The sequence below is a fragment of the Nonomuraea maheshkhaliensis genome (assembly GCF_039529435.1).
Classification (GTDB): domain Bacteria; phylum Actinomycetota; class Actinomycetes; order Streptosporangiales; family Streptosporangiaceae; genus Nonomuraea; species Nonomuraea maheshkhaliensis.
The window spans coordinates 111,742-126,698 of record NZ_BAAAMU010000021.1; the positions used below are offsets into that span (position 1 = coordinate 111,742).

The following is a 14,957-nucleotide window of genomic DNA, read 5'->3' on the forward strand; positions in this document are numbered from 1 at the left end:
GCGGGCCGCCGCCGCGGTCGGCGTCTACGACCTGGCCGTCACCGGCGCGGACGAGATCGTCGCGGCCATGATCGGCGAGGCCGGGGAGCTCGTCGGCGCCACCGACAGGCCCGCGCCCGAGGGCGAGCCGCTGCTGAGCGTCGAACGCGTGCACGTACCCGGGCTGCTCGACGTGCGCGGCATCGAGGTGCGGCCAGGCGAGGTGGTCGGGCTCGCCGGGCTCGGCGGCGCGGGCCGCACGACACTCCTGCGGGCGCTGTTCGGCGACATCAAGGCGCAGGTCTCGGCCCGCCTGGACGGCCGCCCGCTCAAGGCGGGCAGCCCGGCCGCGGCCGTGCGGGCCGGGCTCGCGCTGGTGCCGGAGAGCCGCAAGGAGCAGGGGCTGATGCTGGGCCTGTCGGTGAGCCGCAACGCCGCCGTCGGCGCCCTCGGCAAACCGCCGTGGCTGCTGCCCGGCCGGCTCGGACGGCGCCTGACCGCGCCCGCCCTGGCCGACCTCGGCGTCAGGTCGGCCGGGCCGGGGCAGCTCGTCGGCCAGCTCTCCGGCGGCAACCAGCAGAAGGTGGTGCTGGCCAAGTGGATCACCCGCGGCGGCATCAGGGTCCTGCTGCTGGACGAACCCACGCGCGGGCTCGACGTGGGCGCCAAGGCCGACCTCTACCGCCAGGTGCGTCACCTCGCCGACCAGGGCGTTGCCGTCCTGCTCGCCAGCAGCGAGCTCAACGAGCTGACCGCCAACGCCGACCGGATCCAGGTCCTGTACGAGGGCCGCAACGTCGCGCGCTTCGATCCCCGGGTCAGCGCCGAGAACGTCATCGCGCACACCGTCATCACAGGAGCGACACCATGACCGCATCCATCGGATCCTCGGTGACCACGGCCACGGGGGAACGCGGCACGCGCTCGCGCCGCGGCGCCGACCTGATCGTCAAGTCCAATCTGCTGCTGGTCTTCCTCGGGCTGTGCGTGGTCGCCTCGCTGCTGGCCCCGCAGTTCCTCACCGGCCGCAACATCGCCAACCTGCTGCAGCAGTCGTCGCTGACCGGGATCGTCGCCATCGGCATGACCATGGTGGTGCTGACGGCGGGCATCGACCTGTCCGTGGGCAGCGTGGCGGCCTTCGGCGGGATGACGGTCGCGCTGCTCATGACCTCGGGCGTGCCGGTCCTGCCGGCGATCCTGCTCAGCATCGTCGCCGGGGCGGCGTTCGGCGCGTTCATGGGCGGGATGTCGGCGTACCTGACGCTGCCGTCGTTCATGACCACGCTGGCCGGGCTCACCGCCGTGCGCGGGCTCACGTTCCTGCTGACCGACGGCAAGCCGGCCGAGGCCGGCGGGTCTGAGACGTTCCAGCTGCTCGGCGGCGGGTTCATCGGTTACGTGCCGATCGTCGGGATCATCTTCGTGATGGTCACCCTGCTCGCCGCCGGGATCCTGCGCGGCACCACGTTCGGCGAGTACGTCTACGCGGTCGGCAGCAACAAGGAGGCGGCCCGGCTGTCCGGGCTGCCGGTGCGCGGGGTGATCACGACCGTGTTCGCCGTGTCGGGCGGGCTGGCCGCGCTGGCCGGGGTGCTGCTCACCTCCCGCCTGACCGTGGGCCAGCCCACCGCGTTCAACGGGCTGGAACTGGACGCCATCGCGGCCGTGGTGCTCGGCGGCACCAACCTGTTCGGCGGGCGGGGCGGCGTGTTCGGCACGTTCGTGGCCGTGCTGCTGCTGTCGGTGCTGCGGAACCTGTGCAACCTGCTCGGCCTCGGCTCCTTCTTCCAGATGGTGGTGACCGGTCTCATCCTGCTGGTCGCCCTTGTGCTCAACCTGCTCATCGAAAGGCGTGGCGCCCGTGCCTGACACTCTGTCCCTTAAGGGCTTTCTGCACGGTTTGCCCGGTGTGGACGAGGTCGGCGTGGCCCGCAGGGCCGCCGATCTGGCCACCCGGTCGATCAAGACGACCGCGAAGCGGCAGGCGATCGACCTGGCCATCCGGATGGTCGACCTGACCACGCTGGAAGGCTCGGACACCCCCGGCAAGGTGCGCGCGCTGGCGGCCAAGGCCGTGCGGCCCGATCCCGCCGACCCCACCGCGCCCTCGGTGGCCGCGCTCTGCGTCTACCCCGACATGATCGCCACCGCCGCGCAGGCGCTGGCCGGCACCGGCGTCGGGCTCGCCTCGGTCGCCACCGGCTTCCCCGCAGGACGTACGTCGCTGGAGGTCAAGCTGGCCGACACCCGCGCGGCGGTGGCCGCCGGAGCCACCGAGATCGACATGGTCATCGACCGGGGGGCGTTCCTGGCGGGCGACCACGGCAAGGTCTTCGACGAGATCACCGCCGTCAAGGAGCAGTGCGGCCAGGCGCACCTGAAGGTCATCCTGGAGACCGGCGAGCTGGTCACCTACGACAACGTGCGCCGGGCGTCCTGGCTGGCGCTGCACGCCGGGGCCGACTTCATCAAGACCTCGACGGGCAAGGTCTCCCCCGCCGCCACGCTGCCGGTCACGCTGATCATGCTGGAGGCGGTCAGGGACTACCGGGCCGCGACCGGGCGGCAGGCCGGGGTGAAGCCGGCCGGCGGCATCCGTACCACCAAGGACGCCATCCGCTACCTGGTGCTGGTCAAGGAGATCGCCGGGGACGACTGGCTGGACCCCGCCTGGTTCCGGCTCGGCGCGTCGACGCTGCTGAACGACCTGCTCATGCAGCGCACCAAGCTCGCCACCGGGCACTACTCCGGGCCCGACTACTACACCATCGACTAGGGAGAGGCGTGGAGATCTTCGAGTACGCGCCCGCGCCGGAGTCACGTTCCATCGTGTCCGTCCGGCCGTCGTACGACCTGTTCATCGACGGGGAGTTCGTCGAGGCCAAGAGCGACGAGCGCATCGTCACCGTCAACCCGGCCGACGAGGAGCCGCTCTCCGAGGTGGCCGCCGCCGGCGAGGCCGACGTGGAGCGGGCGTTCGCCGCGGCGCGGCGGGCGTACGAGACCGTCTGGTCGTCGCTGCCGGGCGCCGAGCGCGGCAAGTACCTGTTCCGCATCGCCCGCATCATCCAGGAACGTGCCCGCGAGCTGGCCGTGCTGGAGTCGCTGGACAACGGCAAACCGATCAAGGAGACGAGGGACGTCGATCTGCCCCTGGTCGCGGCCCACTTCTTCTACTACGCCGGCTGGGCGGACAAACTGGCCCACGCGGGGTTCGGCGGCGCCCGGCCGCTGGGCGTGGCCGCGCAGGTCATCCCGTGGAACTTCCCGCTGCTGATGCTGGCGTGGAAGGTCGCGCCCGCGCTGGCCACCGGGAACACGGTCGTGCTCAAACCGGCCGAGACCACGCCGCTGACGGCGCTGGCCTTCGCCGAGATCTGCCAGGAGGCGGAGCTGCCGCCCGGCGTGGTCAACATCGTGACCGGCGCCGGCGACACCGGCCGGGCCGTGGTCTCCCACCCGGACGCCGACAAGGTGGCCTTCACCGGCTCGACCGAGGTGGGCCGGCAGATCGCCCGCGCGGTGGCGGGCACGGACAAGCGGCTCACCCTCGAACTGGGCGGCAAGGGCGCCAACATCGTCTACGACGACGCCGCACTCGACCAGGCCGTCGAGGGGATCGTCACCGGCATCTTCTTCAACCAGGGCCACGTGTGCTGCGCGGGCTCGCGGCTGCTGGTACAGGAGTCGATCGCCGAGGAGCTGCCGGCCCGGCTGCGCGCCAGGATCGGGCGGCTGCGGCTCGGCGACCCGCTGGACAAGAACACCGACATCGGGGCGATCAACTCGGCCGCCCAGCTCGCCAGGATCCGCGAGCTGTCCGCCGCGGGGGAGGCCGAGGGCGCCACGAGCTGGTCGCCGGCCTGCGCGCTGCCCGAGCGCGGCTACTGGTTCCCGCCCACCGTGTTCACCGGCGTCACGCAGGCGCACCGGATCGCCCGCGAGGAGATCTTCGGGCCGGTGCTGTCGGTGCTCACCTTCCGAACGCCGGAGGAGGCCGTGGCCAAGGCGAACAACACGCCGTACGGGCTGTCGGCGGGGGTGTGGACGGAGAAGGGCTCGCTGATGTTGTGGACCGCGGCCCGGCTGCGGGCCGGGGTGGTGTGGTCCAACACGTTCAACGTGTTCGACCCGGCCAGCCCGTTCGGCGGTTACAAGGAGTCGGGATACGGCCGCGAGGGCGGATTGATCGGGTTGGAGGCGTATCTCCGTGGGTGAGACGACGACGGTGGCGCGGGTCGGCGTGCGCAGGACGTACAAGCTCTACATCGGCGGCGCGTTCCCGCGCTCGGAATCAGGGAGGTCGTATCCCGTGACGTCCGCGGCCGGAGATCACCTCGCCAACGCGGCCCTGGCCTCGCGCAAGGACGTGCGCGACGCCGTGGTGGCGGCGCGGAAGGCGTTCCCGGGCTGGTCGGGGCGGACCGCGTACAACCGGGGGCAGATCCTCTACCGGATCGCCGAGATGATGGAGGGGCGGCGCGACCAGTTCGCCGCCGAGGTGGCCGCGGCCGAGGGCGTGAAGGCGGGCCGCGCGCAGGCGCTGGTGTCGGCGGCGGTGGACCGCTGGGTCTACTACGCCGGGTGGGCCGACAAGATCGGTCAGGTGCTCGGCGGCGCGAACCCGGTGTCCGGCCCCTACTTCAACGTCTCGGACCCCGAGCCGACCGGCGTCGTGGGCGTGCTCGCCCCCGCCTCCTCCTCGCTGCTCGGGCTCGTGTCGGTGCTCGCGCCGGTGATCACCTCGGGCAACACGGCCGTCCTGGTGGCGGGCGAACGCGTCCCGCTGCCGGCCGTGACGCTGGCCGAGGCGCTGGCCACCTCCGACCTGCCGGGCGGCGTGGCGAACATCCTGACCGGCCGCGTCGCCGAGCTGGCCCCGCCGCTGGCCGGGCACGCCGACGTGAACGCCCTGGACCTGACCGGCGCCGGCGCTCTCGCGGCCGAGCTGGAGGAGCTGGCGGCCGGCACGCTCAAGCGGGTGCTGCGGCCGGGCCGCGACGACTGGGCCGACGCCGATCCCGGGCTGTCGCGGATCCGCCCGTTCCTGGAGATCAAGACGGTCTGGCACCCGATCGGCCGCTGAGCACCTGGTCTGGCGCCGGAGGCCGGCCGCCACTGAGCATCTGCCCCGGCGCTGACGGCGGCTGCCAACGGAAAAGTGCCAGGCTTTTCTGGCCAGGTCACAGCCGAGGGCGGGCTCGGGACCGGCCGTGCGCGGAGGTAGGTTCGCGCCATGCACACCGTCGCGGTCCTCGCACTCGACCAGGTGATCCCGTTCGACCTGTCCACCCCGATCGAGACCTTCAGCCGGGCGCGGCTGCCCGACGGCCGGCCCGGCTACCGGATCCGGGTGTGCGCGCAGCGGCCGGAGATCGACGCCGGGGCGTTCACGCTGCGCGCGCCCTGGGGTCTCGACGGGCTCAAGGGCGCGGACACGATCATCGTGCCGGGCACGGCGACGCCGTTCGATCCGCTGCCCGGCGCCGTCCGCGGCGCGCTGCGCGCGGCCGCCGCGGACGGCACCCGCATGGCCTCCATCTGCTCCGGCGCGTTCCCCCTGGCCGCGACCGGGCTCCTGGACGGCCTGCGGGTGACCACCCACTGGATCCTGGCCGACCGGCTGGCCGCCGACCACCCGCGGCTGGAGGTCGCCCCCGACGTCCTGTACGTCGACCACGGCCAGTTCCTCACCTCGGCCGGCGCCGCCGCCGGGCTGGACCTGTGCCTGCACCTGATCCGCCGCGACTACGGCTCGGCCGTGGCCGCCGACGCCGCCCGGCTGTCGGTCATGCCGCTGGAACGCGAGGGCGGGCAGGCCCAGTTCATCGCGCACGACCACCAGGTCACGCCCCGGGGCGCCGAACTGGAGCCGCTGCTCACCTGGCTCCAGGACAACCTCGCCCGCCCTCTCACGCTGGACGACATCTCGGTCCAGGCCCGGATGAGCACCCGTACGCTGATCCGCCGCTTCCGCGAGCAGACCGGCACGACCCCGCTGCGGTGGCTGCACCGCGCCCGCATCCGGCAGGCGCAGCACCTGCTGGAGAGCACCCGCCACCCCGTCGAGCGCATCGGCGCCCAGGTCGGCTTCGGCTCGCCGACCGCCTTCCGCGACCGGTTCAAGAAGACGACCGGCGTCAGCCCCGCCGCCTACCGGCGCGCCTTCGGCTCATGAGGGGCGAGTTGACGTGCTCCGCTGTCCGGACCCAGGGTGGGCCTCGTGCAGGATGGTGAAGCCGCACGGCTGGCGGCGTTCGAGGCCCACCGCTCCCACCTGTGGGGGGTGGCGTACCGGATCACGGGCACCCGCGCCGACGCCGACGACGCGCTCCAGGAGGCGTGGCTGCGCTGGCAGCGGGCGGATCCCGGCGTCGTCGAGGACGTGCGCGCCTATCTGACCACGACCGTGAGCCGGATCTGCTACGACGCGCTCACCTCCGCCCGGGCGCGGCGCGAGTCGTACGTCGGGGAGTGGCTGCCCGAGCCGGTGGTGCGGGAGCCGGGCCCGGAAGACCGGGCCACCATGGACGAATCGGTCAGCCTGGCCCTGCTGGCCGTGCTGGAGCGGCTGTCGGCGGCCGAGCGGGTCGCGTTCGTGCTGCACGACGTGTTCGCGGTGCCGTTCGACGAGATCGCCCGTGTGCTCGGGCGCAGTGACGAGGCGGTGCGGCAGCTCGCCTCGCGGGCGCGCGGGCGGGTGCGCGAGTACGCGCCGCGCCGCTCCGGCGACCGGGTGGCCCACCGTAAGGCGGTGGCGGCGTTCACCGCCGCCGCGGTCACCGGCGACCTGCGCGGGCTGGTCGCGGTGCTCGACCCCGACGTGGTGTGGCGGGCCGACGGCGGCGGCGTGGTCGGCGCGGCGCTGGTGCCCGTGGTGGGGGCGCGGCGGGTGACCATGCTGGTGCGGGGCGTGATCGAGCGCTGGTACGCGGGCATGACCTCCGAGCTGGCCGAGGTCAACGGCGCTCCCGGCGTGGTGGTCAGGAACGCCGACGGCACGGTGGACTCCGTGCTGGCCTTCACCGTCGCCGACGGGCGCATCACCGAGGTGCTCCACGTACGGAACCCGGCCAAGCTGGCCGGGGTGTGACCCGGCCGGCTCACTGGGTGTGACACGTCTCACGCTCACGTTCTCCCGCGCCGTGCCGTCTGTCCCGCAGTTGAGATTCTCAAGGAGGCGGATATGGACATCCTGGTCATCGGAGCGGGCTACGCGGGTCTCACGACGGCGCTGCGGCTGGACCGCGGCCACCGGATCACCCTGATCAGCGCGGACTCGTCGTTCAAGCAGCGGATCAGGCTGCACGAGCTGGCGGCGGGACGGCCCGGCGTGACGATCCCGCTGGCCGAGCTGACCAGAGGCACCGGCATCGCCACGGTCCAGGCGCGGGTGAGCGGCATCGACCTCCAAGCGCGGCGGGTGCGCACGGACGACGGGCGCGTCTTCCCGTACGACACGCTCGTGTACGCCCTCGGCAGCGGGACCGACGTGAGCGCCCCCGGCGTCGCCGAGCACGCCTACACCGCCGAGACGGCTGCCGAGCTGCGCACCCGGCTCGAAGGGGGCGGCGGCCGGGTGGCCGTGGTCGGCGGCGGGCTGACCGGCGTCGAGATGGCCGCGGAGCTGGCCGAGAGCTATCCGTCCTGGCAGGTGGCGCTGGTCACCGGCGGCGAGCCGGGCGCCGGCCTGTCGGGGAAGGGCAGGCGGCATCTGGCCCGCACCCTGACCCGGCTCGGCGTAAGCACGCACGCGGCGACGCGGGCGACGGGCGCCGGCCCCGGCGTGGTCAGGACGGATCGGGGCGACGTGGCGGCCGACGTGGTGGTCTGGGCGGCGTCGTTCGTGGTGCCACCGCTGGCCGCCGAGGCGGGGCTGGCCGTGGATTCGCGCGGGCGGGCGCTGGTGGACGAGACGCTCCGGTCGGTGTCGCATCCCGAGGTGTACGTGGTCGGCGACGCGGCGGCCGTGCAAGTGACCGGCGGGACGTCCCGGATGTCGTGCGCGGCCGGGATGCCGATCGCGGCGCACGCGGCCGACGTCGTCAACGCCAGGGCCGCCGGCCGGGCCGCGCGGCCGTTCCGGTTCCGGTACCTGATCCAGTGCGTCAGCCTGGGGCGGCGCGACGGGCTGATCCAGTTCGTCAGGGCCGACGACTCGCCGGTGGAGTGGATCCTGAGCGGCCGGGTGGCCGCCTGGGTGAAGGAGCTGGTGTGCCGGTTCACGGTCGGGTCGCTGCGGCTGGAGCGTCGCCGTCCCGGCAGCTACCTGTGGGTCAAGGGCTCGTCGCGCCCGTCGTCCGCGCCGGTCAAGGCGTCCAGCTCGGCGGCGTAGAGCAGCGCGGGGTCGAAGTCCATCACGGTGAAGTGCCCGGCGAGCACGTCGCCGGGCCGCCGGGAAGCGGGGCGGCGCTCCCCGGACCAGGTCCGGAAGGCACCGCCGCGTCCTGTCGCCTAGGCCGCTGCCCGCTGCCGGAGGTCGTGAACCCGCTCCTGGGGCTCGCGGACCGGGACCAGGCGGGCGCCCAGCGCGCGGGCCGCGATCACCATGGCCGCGGCGGCCAGGACGATGTCCTTGAAGATGTACTGCGCCTCCAGCGTCGGGGCGCCGGGGAACAGGTCGGTGAAGAAGAGCGCGTACGGGGCGAAGAACCCGGCCAGCGCGCCGATCAGCACCACGAGGCCGGTCTTGAGCAGCTTGCCGGTCACCAGCGTGAGGCCGATGAAGACCTCCATGGCGGCGATCACGGCCTGCGCCGCGTAGCCCGACAGCAGGCCCAGGGACAGCTTCTCCAGCGTGGCCACGGACAGGGCCTCCGCCGGGCTGACTCCTGGGAAGAACTTGAGCGTGCCGAAGGCCACGAAGACCAGCCCGAGGCTGACGCGCAGGACGTCGATGCTGTGCCGGCTCAGCCAGGCGGCCAGTCTGGAGATCATGGTGTCGATGGCGGCGTTCATCCCGGGCTCCTTCGTCGAGGTCGTCGATTTCGTCTGCGTTCAGCGTCGCGAAACCGGCGCCGGGAAACGTCAGGCTGAGGGAGGCAGTCAGCCTACGTCTTCGCATGTACGCCGGGGGTCGCGCGTACCACCCCAGGCCTCGGGAATCACCCCTAGGGGAGCCTTTCCGCCGCACTCGGTGCCGCCTCCGGAAAGAATTCTCCGAAATTCGTCGCGCCGGATGTCGATCCGGCGTTCCTCCGTTCGACGCCCTGGTGAGAGCGGAACACGGCGCAAAGGAGATGCGAATGAGCACGGTCATCATGCACAACGTCGTTTCGGTCGACGGTTTCATCGCCGATGCGAAGGACGAGGTCGGCCCGCTGTTCGACTGGTACTTCAACGGCGACGCCGACCTCGTCGAAGGCGGCCCGTTCAAGGTCTCGCGGGCCTCGGCCGGCTACGTCCGGCCGGTCTGGGAGGGCATCGGGTCGATGGTGATCGGGCGACGGCTGTTCGACCTCACCAACGGCTGGGAGGGCAGGCCGGCGGCGGGTGACCACGTGGTCGTCGTGTCGCACCGGCCCAAGCCGGAAGGATGGCACCCCGAGGCGTCGTACCATTTCATCGGCGACGTGGCGCAGGCGGTGGCCAAGGCCGCGGAGCTGGCCGGCGAGCGCACGGTCGCCGTGGCGGCCGGCGACGTCGGCGGCCAGGCACTCGCGCTCGGCCTGGTGGACGAGGTGGCGATGGACGTGGTGCCCGTGGTTTTCGGCTCTGGCCGGCGCTACTTCGGGCCGATCGACGCCCAGCACCTGCTGGAGGATCCGCACACGGTGATCCGGGGCGACCGGGTGCTGCACCTGCGATACCGCGTCCGCCGCTGAGTTCCCTATCGGCAGGCTTCTGTCCATCGGGGCGTTCGACGACATGTTCGCCGGAAAATTGGCGTCGGCGAATATGTCACATCCCGCCTCCCCGAGATCAACTGCCATTAAGCGCATTTCACTTCCTCCGGCAGCGAAAGGGCGGCAGGGTGCGGTTTCTCGCGGAAATCTCCGGCAACGTCACAGCCATCGGTTACGGCCTGGCCGCGATAGGGCCGGGAATCGGCGTCGGCATCATCTTCGGCCAGGGCGTGCAGGCCATCGCGCGTCAGCCCGAGGCGTACGGACTCATTCGCCAGAACATGCTCCTGGGTTTCGTCCTCACCGAGGCGCTCGCCCTCATCGGGCTGGTGGCGCCGTTCATCTTCCGGTACGTGGAGTGACCTCCGGCCTCACTTCGGCCAGGCGGGCGCGGATGCTCTCCGCGTCGACGCCGGCCTCCTCGGCGCGGTCGGCGCCGAGGCCGGTCAGGATGGCCAGGGCCTGGGACCAGTGGTGGCGAGCCAGGTCGGGGCGGCCGAGTGCGGCACCGGCGCAGGCCAGGCCGTCGTGGGCGCGGGCCTGGTCGCCGCGCTGGCCCAGGTCGGAGGCCAGCGCCAGGGCCGTACGGTGGCTCTCCAGCGCCTCGCCGGGGCGGCCGAGGTCGTGGTGCAGCCGGCCGAGGCCGTGGATGGCCTCGAACTGCCAGTTGCGATTGCCGATCTCACTCGCGATCTCAAGGACCCGCCGGTAGCAGCCCACGGCCGCCTCAAGCCGTCCCTGGCCGCGGTGCAGGAGGCCGAGCGCGGTCAGGCCGCTGAGCTCGCCCAGCCGGTGGCCGGTGGCGCGGGCCAGGTCGAGGGCCCGGCCCAGGCAGGCGGCTGCGGCCCCGTGGTCGCCGGCCGCGAGGTGGATGCGGCCGAGACCGTTCAGCGCGCGCAGCTCGCCGATGCGGTGGCCGGTGACGCGGGCGATCTCCAGCGCCCGGGTCAGCGCGCGGGCCGCCTGCTCGGGCTCCCCCATCGCCCGGTGCGCGTTGCCGAAGCCGATCAGCGCGTCCAGCTCACCGGTACGGTGCCCGATGGTCCGGGCGATCTCCAGGGCACGGGTGTAGTACGCCACGGCCTCGGGGAACCGGCCCCGGGAGCCGGTGCTGACGCCCAGGCCGTACAGGGCGCGCAGCTCGCCGGCCTCGGCGCCGATGGCGCGGGCGATCCGCAGGGCGTCCGTGGTGTCGGCGACGGCGGCCTCGTACCGGCTGGACACGCTCCTGATCTCGCCCAGCCGCAGCAGCGCCTCCATCTCCCCCGCGCTGTCGCCCAGGTCGCGGGCGGCGGACAGGGCCCGCGCGTGCAGGGACTCGGCCTCGGCGTTACGGCCCCGGCCGCGCAGGCACCGGTGCAGGGTGGCGGACAGGTGCTGGAGATGGCCGGGGAAGTCGTGGTCGGCGGCGTGCTGGGCGAGGGCGAGCAGATTGGGCAGCTCGGCGTCCAGCCACGCGGTGGCCGCGCCCGCGTCCGGCATGGCCACGCCGGCTGGGGCTCGGCCGGGTGCGACCGCTTTGGACAAGGGCGCTCCGAACCGGGCCGTGCCGGAGGGGCGGGGCGGGGGCGGGCTGGGGTCATAGGGGTAGAGCAGGTCCGTCGCGGCCGACGCGGCCCGGCCGTAGTGGTCGAGCAGCCTGGTCATGGCGGCGCGCCGATCGGTCTCCGGCTCGCCGGCCACCCGCTCGGCGCCGTGGGCGCGGACCAGGTCGTGGAAGCGGTAGCGGCCCGGATTGGGCTCTTGCAGGAGGTGCGCCTCCAGCAGCCGGTCCAGGGTCGCGGTGGCGCGGGCGGCGGGGACGGCCAGCAGCGCGGCGGCGGCCTCGGCCGCGATGTCGGCCCCCGGGTGCAGGGCCAGCAGCCGGTACGCGCGCTGCTCGGCGCCGCTGAGCTCCCGGTAGGACAGGTCGAGCGCGGCGGCGATGCTGCGCCGGCCCGCGTGCAGCTCGCTCAGCAGCCGCTGGTGCTCCTCCAGGCGTTCGAGCAGATGCCGCACGCTCCAGGCGGGATGGGCCTTCAGCCGGGCCGCGGCCAGCCGGATCGCCAGCGGCAGCAGGCCGCACCGCCGTACGACCTCGGCCAGCACCTCCCGCGACGCGCCCGCCACCCGCTCCTCGCCCGCGGTGCCGGTGAACAGCGCGATCGCCTCCGCGACCGGCAGGACGTCCACCGAGATCGTCCTGGCCTCGTCCAGGCCGACCAGCCGCCGCCTGCTCGTGATCAGCACCAGCGAGCCCCCCGCGCCCGGCAGCAGCGGACTGACCTGGGCCTCGTCGGCGGCGTTGTCCAGCACGATCAGCATCTTCCTGTCGGCCAGGATGCTGCGATAGAGGGCGGCCCGGTCGCCGGCGTCCTGGGGGACCGCCTCCCCGGGGACGCCCAGCGCCTCCAGCAGGCGGGCCAGCGTCTGCGCCGGGTCGGCCGCCGGCACCCCCTGGGTGTGACCGTGCAGGTCCATGAACAGGTCACCGTCGGGGAAGCGAGCGGCCACGCGGTGGGCGGCGTGCACGGCAAGCGCGGTCTTCCCGACGCCCGCCATGCCGTCGATGGCGACGACCATCGCCATCCCCGCCCTGCCCACGGGGTCCGCCGCGCCCGTCGTGCCCGCGTGGTCCACCGTGCCCGCCATCTCCGCACGATCTGCGGGGTGGTGCGTCGCGCTGACGAGGGCCAGTTCGCGGGTGCGGCCGACGAAGGCGGCCGCGTCGGCGGGCAGTTGGTGCGGCGGCGTCCAGGCCCCGCGCGGGGTGCGCGGATCGCCGGCCGCGAGGCGTTTCAACGTCGCCAGGTCCGCCTCGCCCAGGTCGAGCGCCTCCGCCAGCAGGCGCACCGAGGCACTGCGCGGGCGGCGCAACTCGCCGGTCTCCAGCCGGCGCACCGTACGGACGTTGAGCCCCGCCCGCGCGGCAAGCTGGTCCTGGGTCAGCAGCGCCCGCTCCCTCCAGGCGCGTAACAGCACACCCAGGTCGGACTCGGGCGTAGGACGGACCGTCTCGGGGCCGTCGCGTGCTCCTGAGGGCATGAACACATCCCCGCGATCGTGCGGTGGATCAGGAAGGCAATGTCATGCTATCCCGCCGCCTGGCGACGCACCGTACACCGGTCATGAGAAGCGGCCGGATCGGCCAGGGGGGTTCGGTCAGGACAGGCCCTTGAGGACCTCCTTGGCGATCTCCTCCACGCCCTTGAGCATCTCCTCCTCCGGCACCGGCCGGCTGTTCTCGTTGGAGAGGATCTCGCGGCCCTTGTTGTCGACGCCGGTGAACCTGATGTCGAGCGTCGCGTTCCCCCGGACGACGTAGATCCAGGCGGTCGCGGTGCGCCGGACGGTGTGCTCGCTGTAGATCATGTACGCCGCGTCGCCCAGCCCGGAGACCTCCTTGATCTCCCCATATTTCGTGTTGTACGGATCTTCTCGCGTCTGCCCGGAGAAGTCGCGCATCGAGTCCCACATGAAGTCGGCGTCCTCCAGGGCGTTGTCATGATCCTGGAAGGCGTTGACCTTGACGTTGATCGACCGCGACAGGTTGTAGCCGCCCACCATGTGGTACCCCTTCTGGTCCCACCGGCAGTCCTTCCGCTTGGCGCCGTAGCCGTCCTTGGCGACGCCCGGCGCCGACGCGCTCTTGGGCGCCAGCCGCGACGTCAGGCTCTCCGGCAGCATGTCGCACACCTCGGGCACGTCCGCGACCGGCGCGAAGGTGGAGGTGGCGGTCGCGGAGGGGGATGCCTCTGCGGTCCGCTCCGGGGCGGAGGACGGGGGATCCAGCGAAGGCCCAGGGGACGGCCGGTCGGTGGGCGGGGTGACGGGAAGGTCCACCTTGGCGGGAGGCTCCGCGATGGGCGTGCCGCCGCCCGCGTCGCGCGTGGCGAGGACCACGCCGCCGATCAGCGCCACCACCGCGGACGCGGACATGATGCCCACCGCCCAGCCCGGCGGCTTCGACGTCGCCGGCCGCGTGCTGCCCCCGTCCGGCCAGTACGACGCGGGAGGCACGGGAGGTCCTGTGGTCATATTCGCTCCGTGGGTCGGTCGTCACAGGGATTGGGGCGAAATATAGCGAAGTGAAAGGGGGTCTCAATACTGTTGCCATTGTGCCTGGACTTCCGGAAGAGAGAATCGCCTCCCGCTACCGCGTGCTCGGAGCGCTCGGTCAAGGAGGCATGGGGACCATCTGGCACGCCCACGACGAACTCCTCGACCGCGAGGTCGCGATCAAGGAGGTACGGCTCCCCGATTCGCTCTCCCCCGCCGAGCGCGAGGAGGCGCTGCAACGCTCGACCCGCGAGGCCCAGGCCGCCGCCCAGCTGCGCCATCCCGAGATCATCAAGATCCACGACGTGCTCACCCATAACGGCATGCCCTGGATCGTCATGGAGCTGCTGAAGGGCCGCGACCTGAAGGACGCGGTGGCCGCCGAGGGCCCCTGGGCGCCGGAGCGGGTGGCGGCGCTCGGGCTGCGGGTGCTGGACGCGCTGTCCACCGCGCACGCTCACGGCATCCAGCACCGCGACGTGAAGCCGGCCAACGTGTTCCTGTCCGACGACGGGCGGATAGTGCTGACCGACTTCGGCATCGCCAGGCTGGAGGACCTGGCCACGATCACCGAGTCGGGCCTGCTCATCGGCTCGCCCGGCTACATCGCCCCGGAACGGCTGCGCGGCGAGCGCGGCGGCCCGGCCTCCGACCTGTGGTCGCTGGCCGCCACCCTGTACTCCGCCGTCGAGGGCCAGGCCCCCTACGTCGGCACCTCTCCCATGGCGGTGCTGCGTGACGCGCTGACCCTGCCGCCCCGGCCGCCGGTCCGCGCCGGGAGCCTGGGGCCGGTGCTCATGCGCATGCTGGCCCGCGAGCCGCACGAACGTCCCGATCCGCGTTCGGCGGCGTACCTGCTGCAGCGGGTGGCGGAGGGCCAGGAGCCGATGGCGCCGCTGCCCGCGCCGCCGCGCGAGAACGGGCGGCGGCCGCTCCTCATCGGGGCGGCGGCGACCGCCGCGGCCGCGGTCGTCACGATGGCGGCCGTGGCCGGCGCCACGCTGCTCAAGCCCCCCCCCCCCCCCCCCCCCCCCCCCCCCGGCCCCCCCCCCCCCCCCCCCCCCCCCCCGCCCCCCCCCCCCCCCCCCCCCC

At 73.2% G+C, this 14,957-nt stretch carries 14 protein-coding genes; 11 read left to right on the forward strand and 3 right to left on the reverse strand.

Annotated elements, in window-relative coordinates; genetic code table 11:
* The 8 genes from ABFX54_RS17045 to ABFX54_RS17080 all read left to right on the forward strand — a co-directional run.
* On the forward strand, window positions 1-850 hold an 850-nt coding region (locus tag ABFX54_RS17045), incomplete at its 5' end, for an ATP-binding cassette domain-containing protein (protein ID WP_346105869.1).
* Window positions 847-1,851: an ABC transporter permease gene (locus tag ABFX54_RS17050; protein WP_346105871.1), complete on the forward strand. Its 1,005-nt coding sequence runs from the start codon at window positions 847-849 to the stop codon at window positions 1,849-1,851. The genes ABFX54_RS17045 and ABFX54_RS17050, both read left to right, overlap by 4 nt.
* On the forward strand, window positions 1,835-2,758 hold the full coding sequence (deoC, locus tag ABFX54_RS17055) for a deoxyribose-phosphate aldolase (protein ID WP_428834532.1): 924 nt from the start codon (window positions 1,835-1,837) through the stop codon (window positions 2,756-2,758). Before ABFX54_RS17050 ends, deoC begins: the two co-directional genes overlap by 17 nt.
* 14 nt (window positions 2,759-2,772) lie before the next feature.
* A complete protein-coding gene (locus ABFX54_RS17060; RefSeq protein ID WP_346105897.1) occupies window positions 2,773-4,200 on the forward strand; it encodes an aldehyde dehydrogenase family protein in 1,428 nt (475 codons plus the stop codon).
* On the forward strand, window positions 4,193-5,068 hold the full coding sequence (locus ABFX54_RS17065) for an aldehyde dehydrogenase family protein (RefSeq protein WP_346105875.1): 876 nt from the start codon (window positions 4,193-4,195) through the stop codon (window positions 5,066-5,068). Before ABFX54_RS17060 ends, ABFX54_RS17065 begins: the two co-directional genes overlap by 8 nt.
* Before the next feature lie 150 nt (window positions 5,069-5,218).
* Window positions 5,219-6,160, forward strand: a complete 942-nt coding sequence (locus ABFX54_RS17070) for a GlxA family transcriptional regulator (RefSeq protein WP_346105876.1) — start codon at window positions 5,219-5,221, stop codon at window positions 6,158-6,160.
* A gap of 45 nt (window positions 6,161-6,205) precedes the next feature.
* A complete protein-coding gene (gene sigJ, locus ABFX54_RS17075; RefSeq protein WP_346105878.1) occupies window positions 6,206-7,075 on the forward strand; it encodes an RNA polymerase sigma factor SigJ in 870 nt (289 codons plus the stop codon).
* 93 nt (window positions 7,076-7,168) lie between these two features.
* Window positions 7,169-8,317: an NAD(P)/FAD-dependent oxidoreductase gene (locus ABFX54_RS17080; RefSeq protein ID WP_346105880.1), complete on the forward strand. Its 1,149-nt coding sequence runs from the start codon at window positions 7,169-7,171 to the stop codon at window positions 8,315-8,317.
* A 119-nt stretch (window positions 8,318-8,436) separates the two neighbouring features.
* Here the strand turns inward: ABFX54_RS17080 and ABFX54_RS17085 are convergent, their stop codons facing one another.
* Window positions 8,437-8,940 (reverse strand): DoxX family protein, encoded by a 504-nt coding sequence (locus ABFX54_RS17085; protein ID WP_346105881.1) that lies wholly within the window; start codon window positions 8,938-8,940, stop codon window positions 8,437-8,439.
* A 287-nt stretch (window positions 8,941-9,227) separates the two neighbouring features.
* On the opposite strand from ABFX54_RS17085, the gene ABFX54_RS17090 reads away from it, so the two are divergent.
* The gene (locus ABFX54_RS17090) at window positions 9,228-9,806 is read left to right on the forward strand and encodes a dihydrofolate reductase family protein (protein WP_346105883.1); all 579 of its coding nucleotides are present in this window, start codon (window positions 9,228-9,230) and stop codon (window positions 9,804-9,806) included.
* Window positions 9,807-9,955: 149 nt separating this feature from the next.
* Window positions 9,956-10,189: an ATP synthase F0 subunit C gene (gene atpE / locus ABFX54_RS17095; RefSeq protein ID WP_346105885.1), complete on the forward strand. Its 234-nt coding sequence runs from the start codon at window positions 9,956-9,958 to the stop codon at window positions 10,187-10,189.
* Here atpE and ABFX54_RS17100 read toward each other — a convergent pair.
* Together ABFX54_RS17100 and ABFX54_RS17105 are read right to left on the reverse strand one after the other, a co-directional pair.
* Window positions 10,167-12,851, reverse strand: a complete 2,685-nt coding sequence (locus ABFX54_RS17100; protein WP_346105887.1) for an ATP-binding protein — start codon at window positions 12,849-12,851, stop codon at window positions 10,167-10,169. The two genes, atpE and ABFX54_RS17100, sit on opposite strands and share 23 nt — an antisense overlap.
* 117 nt (window positions 12,852-12,968) lie before the next feature.
* Window positions 12,969-13,844, reverse strand: a complete 876-nt coding sequence (locus tag ABFX54_RS17105) for a hypothetical protein (protein ID WP_346105889.1) — start codon at window positions 13,842-13,844, stop codon at window positions 12,969-12,971.
* 149 nt (window positions 13,845-13,993) lie between these two features.
* On the opposite strand from ABFX54_RS17105, the gene ABFX54_RS17110 reads away from it, so the two are divergent.
* Window positions 13,994-14,957: serine/threonine-protein kinase (locus tag ABFX54_RS17110; protein ID WP_346105891.1), on the forward strand; the 964-nt coding region annotated here is incomplete at its 3' end.

What these genes read in the sequence shown, in the direction of transcription:
- ABFX54_RS17090 (WP_346105883.1), top strand. Translation starts at nt 9,228, where the DNA reads ATGAGCACGGTCATCATGCACAACGTCGTTTCGGTCGACGGTTTCATC.
- ABFX54_RS17070 (WP_346105876.1), top strand. Translation starts at nt 5,219, where the DNA reads ATGCACACCGTCGCGGTCCTCGCACTCGACCAGGTGATCCCGTTCGAC.
- ABFX54_RS17100 (WP_346105887.1), bottom strand. Translation starts at nt 12,851, where the DNA reads ATGCCCTCAGGAGCACGCGACGGCCCCGAGACGGTCCGTCCTACGCCC.
- ABFX54_RS17105 (WP_346105889.1), bottom strand. Translation starts at nt 13,844, where the DNA reads ATGACCACAGGACCTCCCGTGCCTCCCGCGTCGTACTGGCCGGACGGG.
- ABFX54_RS17085 (WP_346105881.1), bottom strand. Translation starts at nt 8,940, where the DNA reads ATGAACGCCGCCATCGACACCATGATCTCCAGACTGGCCGCCTGGCTG.
- ABFX54_RS17050 (WP_346105871.1), top strand. Translation starts at nt 847, where the DNA reads ATGACCGCATCCATCGGATCCTCGGTGACCACGGCCACGGGGGAACGC.
- ABFX54_RS17080 (WP_346105880.1), top strand. Translation starts at nt 7,169, where the DNA reads ATGGACATCCTGGTCATCGGAGCGGGCTACGCGGGTCTCACGACGGCG.